This is a genomic window from Pedobacter sp. 10L46_2, from assembly GCF_056395165.1.
The window spans coordinates 1-4,633 of the sequence record NZ_JBFTIZ010000385.1; the positions used below are offsets into that span (position 1 = coordinate 1).

The 4,633-nt window shown below is 36.9% G+C and carries 4 protein-coding genes, 1 tRNA gene and 1 pseudogene; 3 read left to right on the plus strand and 3 right to left on the minus strand.

The window, feature by feature from the left end; genetic code table 11:
• A partial coding sequence (locus tag AC1DDX_RS25430) for a tyrosine-type recombinase/integrase (RefSeq protein ID WP_477622825.1) occupies nucleotides 1–881 on the plus strand: 881 nt, incomplete at its 5' end.
• Nucleotides 882–962: 81 nt separating this feature from the next.
• Here AC1DDX_RS25430 and AC1DDX_RS25435 read toward each other — a convergent pair.
• Nucleotides 963–1,035 (minus strand) — tRNA-Lys (locus tag AC1DDX_RS25435).
• Between the two features lie 224 nt (nucleotides 1,036–1,259).
• Nucleotides 1,260–2,087 carry an alpha/beta fold hydrolase gene (locus tag AC1DDX_RS25440; protein WP_337716252.1) on the minus strand — a complete coding sequence of 276 codons (828 nt, stop codon included), beginning with the start codon at nucleotides 2,085–2,087 and terminating at the stop codon, nucleotides 1,260–1,262.
• 163 nt (nucleotides 2,088–2,250) lie between these two features.
• Here AC1DDX_RS25440 and AC1DDX_RS25445 point away from each other — a divergent pair, with 163 nt between their 5' ends.
• Nucleotides 2,251–2,793: a D-glycero-alpha-D-manno-heptose-1,7-bisphosphate 7-phosphatase gene (locus AC1DDX_RS25445; protein ID WP_337716254.1), complete on the plus strand. Its 543-nt coding sequence runs from the start codon at nucleotides 2,251–2,253 to the stop codon at nucleotides 2,791–2,793.
• A 98-nt stretch (nucleotides 2,794–2,891) separates the two neighbouring features.
• Here the strand turns inward: AC1DDX_RS25445 and fsa are convergent, their stop codons facing one another.
• Entirely contained in the window at nucleotides 2,892–3,554 is a 663-nt protein-coding gene (gene fsa, locus AC1DDX_RS25450) for a fructose-6-phosphate aldolase (protein ID WP_048905467.1), read from the minus strand.
• A 525-nt stretch (nucleotides 3,555–4,079) separates the two neighbouring features.
• Between fsa and AC1DDX_RS25455 the strand changes: the two are divergent.
• Nucleotides 4,080–4,633, plus strand: a pseudogene (locus AC1DDX_RS25455) (glutamate synthase subunit alpha); the annotation flags it as partial.

Sequence of the window (4,633 nt, forward strand, 5' to 3'; positions counted from 1 at the left end):
CGATTAGGCGGTTCAATGGCATACTTGGCAAACTGAAAAAATTTACAAAACGAGACAAGCTGTTCTTTGATGAGATCAATGTCAAGTTTATAAGAGACTTCCAGCAGTTCCTGATTGAGGAACTAAAGAATCACAACAATACTGTGCATTCCAACCTGAAAGTGGTCAGGAAAATGATTAGTGATGCAATTGACGAAGAGCTGATGCCGGCAGAGAAAAATCCATTCAATAAGATCAAACTGAAAGGACAAAAGACCTTCAGAGAATTTCTCCTAGATGACGAGCTGGAGAGAATTGAAAGCCTGGATTTGGAGCATGGTTCCATCATCAACCATCATCGAAACCTTTACGTTTTCAGTGCATACTCCGGAGGCGTCCGGATCTCCGATCTGCTAATGATGCGCTGGAAGAATTTCAATGGAAAACACCTCTACTTCCAGGTCAAAAAGACCAAAGAGGATCTGAGTATCAAACTACTTAAAAAGTCACTCGATATACTTCAGTTTTACAAAACCTATCAGCGTAAGAGTGACACTCTTGATCCGGAAACATTCATCTTCCCGTTGCTTAATATAGCTACTGATGAAACTGATAAACTGAAACTTTTCAATGCAATTTCATCAGCGACCGCCTTCACAAATAAAAGTCTCCGCAAAATTGGCATTCTCGCAGGCATTAACAAAAAGATATCCTTCCATACAGCCAGACATAGCTGGGCGGTAAGAGCTCTGCAGAAAGGAATGCGAATTGAATACGTTTCAAAATTGATGGGTCACGCCTCGGTAAAACATACAGAAGTTTACGCGAGAATATTGAACGAAGAACTGGATAAAGCCATGAATATTTTCGATAAAACTCAGAAGCTAAAAAAAGTAGTTTAGTGAATGTTTTACCTATGTTGTACCTGTAAACAACAATGCCCTGCAACTATTTAAGTAACAGGGCATTGATAATTTCGATTGTGATCCCGCTGGGATTCGAACCCAGGACCACTACATTAAAAGTGTAATGCTCTACCAGCTGAGCTACGGAATCAAAGTTCTTATTTGGAACTTTCCTCTAAAGCGTTTCCGTTTAAAGTGGTGCAAATATAGGATTACGATATATATTCTGCAAATAATATATCCAGAAATCGCATAGTAAGCTGATTCCTAGCCTTATTATTTACATTTAATCTTTTCTTCACCTTCAATTAATATTCCCATCTCTATAAAAAAGGCAAATTGCGATTAAACAGTAGGACAGAGCGCCACATATTTTTACAGAAAATTAAGCAGCAATTTATTGACCTCATCTTTATGGGTAAGGAATACGCCATGTGATGCACCTTCAATAACATGATATTCTGAGTTGGGCAATAGTGAAGAAGTTACATCACTGGTAATGTTAATAGGTACAATTTTATCATCATTACCGTGAATAATCAATACAGGAATGGTGATTACACTTAAATCTGTTCTAAAATTAGTTTCAGAGAAGGAACGAACACATTCAGTGGTAGCTCTAGGACTGGCAACAATTGCAAGTTGATGCATCCAGTTTTGAATTTCCTGGCTAACTGGTTTGTTCTGCCCGTCTACACTAAAAAATTGTCGCCCAAATTCTGTTAAAAAAGCAGGTCGGTCATTTTGCAGGCCTGCAATCATACCATCGAATACTTCACGGGGAACACCCTCTTCATGGTCTTCTGTTTTCAAAAGCAAGGGAACTACAGAACTAATCAATACAGCTTTAGTAACTCTAGATGATCCATATTTACCTAAATACCTAACCACTTCGCCACCACCCATCGAAAACCCTACAAGGGTAACATCGTTTAGGTTTAGTGCTGTAATTACCTCGTGTAAATCGGCTGCAAGTGTATCATAATCATAATTATGCCATGGTCTGTCTGATTGACCAAAACCACGTCTGTCGTATGCTATACATCTATATCCTGCGTTTACCAGGGTATTTACTTGATATTCCCACATCTCATGAGATACCGGCCATCCGTGGATCAAAACTACAGGTTTACCTGTACCTAAATCTTCAAAAAATATATTAACTGATGAACTGTTCTCGGCGTTCTTTTTAATGTATGGCATAATCGTATATATTTAAAATTTAACTCTTCTAATAACATAGCCAGAGGTCATTTGTTTAATAAAAACAAACAATATCTGGCCACAATAAACTTTATATTCTCATATTTGGAATATTAAACTAACCCATAAGGTATAAAAATACCGAGAGGAATAACTATAAATAATGAATAAAGCTATTTTTTTGGATCGCGATGGCGTTCTTAATCACGAAATTCACGATTACATTACCAAACTAGAAGATTTTGAAGTATTGGAATATCAGATTCCTCCCTTGAAAAAACTATATGACGAGGGCTACTTGCTAATCGTAATTACAAATCAAGGTGGAATTGCTCAAAAGCGTTATACTGAAGAGGCACTGGCCGAAATGCATAAAGTTCTTGCTCAAAAATTTGAAGATCAGGGTGCTTTAATAACGCATGCATACTACTGTCCTCATCATCCAACTATTTCTGGCGATTGCGAATGCAGAAAGCCTAAATCAGGAATGCTACTAGAAGCTATCGCTAAATACAACATTGATCCGGCCCTTTCTGTAATGATTGGCGACAAACCAAGGGATGTTGAAGCTGCAAACGGAGCAGGGGTAAAGGGTATAGAGATATTACCTGATGAACAAATAGATTACAATCTTGTTAAAGAAGTACTTGCAGGGAATGAATTTCAAACACTTAGTGCAGGAATATTAGCCAGAGATAAAGACTAAGTCTTCACCCGACCGAACTTAAGCAATTATATATAAATCACATAAAAAAGGCTGGGTCATAAATTATGATCCAGCCTTTTTTATGCGTTAAAGAAACACTATTTTGCTTCTGAAGCTTTTTTGTGATCAGCAAGGAACTGAGCTAAACCGCTATCAGTTAATGGGTGTTTTAACAAAGCCGTAATTGCAGATAAAGGACCTGTAATTACATCTGCACCTAATTTAGCACAATTTACAATATGCAACGGACCGCGGATAGAAGCAGCTAAAATTTGAGTAGGGTAACCGTAGTTGTCAAATATTAATCTGATATCTTCAATTAATTGTAAACCATCAGTAGAGATGTCGTCTAAACGACCTAAAAATGGAGATACATATGTTGCACCCGCTTTAGCAGCTAATAATGCCTGTCCGGCAGAAAAAATTAAAGTACAATTGGTTCTGATACCTTTAGATGAAAGATATTTAATTGCTTTAACGCCATCTTTAATCATAGGTACCTTAACAACAATCTTTGGATCTAATTTAGCTAAAGCTTCACCTTCTTTGATGATTTCATCATAGGTGGTAGATATCACTTCTGCACTTACATTATCATCTACGATAGCGCAGATGGCCTTGTAATGCGCAATTACGTTAGCATCGCCCGTAATACCTTCTTTAGCCATAAGACTAGGGTTAGTGGTTACACCATCTAAAACACCAAGATCTTGGGCTTCTTTTATTTGATCAAGATTAGCTGTGTCAATAAAAAATTTCATGTTATTTTCTACCCTTGCTTCGTTCCCGACCTGGGGGAGTTCAAAAGGAGCTGATCGTAAAAGACTTGCCCGCCACAAAAGTAGCAAAAGACCTGAATCTACGAAAGGAAAATCACTAAATATTTCAACTTTTTAAAGGAAATAAAGATAATCAATTGACGTTAAAGAGATTGAGTTTGTAAATAATTTAATATTTCCCTTATATTTAGATAACCTTACAAGGGAACACACTAGATTAAATAGAAGAAAATCAAAAAACCGACAGCAAAAAACAAGAAAAATTGCGTTTAAAGCACGTAAAGCCATTTGTAATTATTTTGTTATGCAAAATAATTCTAAATAACACCATTACCAACATCATAAATTAAAACGATGTAATTTACTAATATGATAATTAAGTACGCACTTCATTGCCAAGTACTGCTTTTTTTCTAAAAAATATGTGAATATTATAATTCCTTGAATTTTATTCGTATCTTAGTGTCCTAAATACACTATACCAAAACTAATATTTAAACGAGACTTATGGAACCAAAACAAGATAACCAAGGGTTATATGACCAGCGTTTTGAGCACGATGCCTGCGGTATCGGATTTGTTGCCCATATAAAGGGCAGGAAATCACAGCAAATTATTTCTGACGCTATAACCATTCTTGAAAATCTTGATCACCGCGGGGCTTGCGGAGCTGAAATCAATACAGGTGATGGGGCTGGTATTATGATACAAATACCCCATGAATTCCTGTATGACGAGTGTCTCAAAATCGGATTCAGTTTAAATGAATCTGGAGATTACGGCGTCGGAATGCTATTCCTACCCAAAGATGTGAAGGCAAGAGAAGAATGTAGGGAAATTATTTACCGCGCTGCCGAAAAACTAAACCTGGAAGTTCTGGGCTTTAGAAAGGTAATAACCAATACAGAAGGTATTGGCGATATGGCCTTGTCAGTAGAACCGGAAATGGAACAGGTATTTATTGCCCGTCCTTATGCAATTGCAGCAGGTGCAGATTTTGAACGTAAACTGTACGTATTTAAAAACTACCTGTCTAAAACAATTAATAATACTGTAAAAGG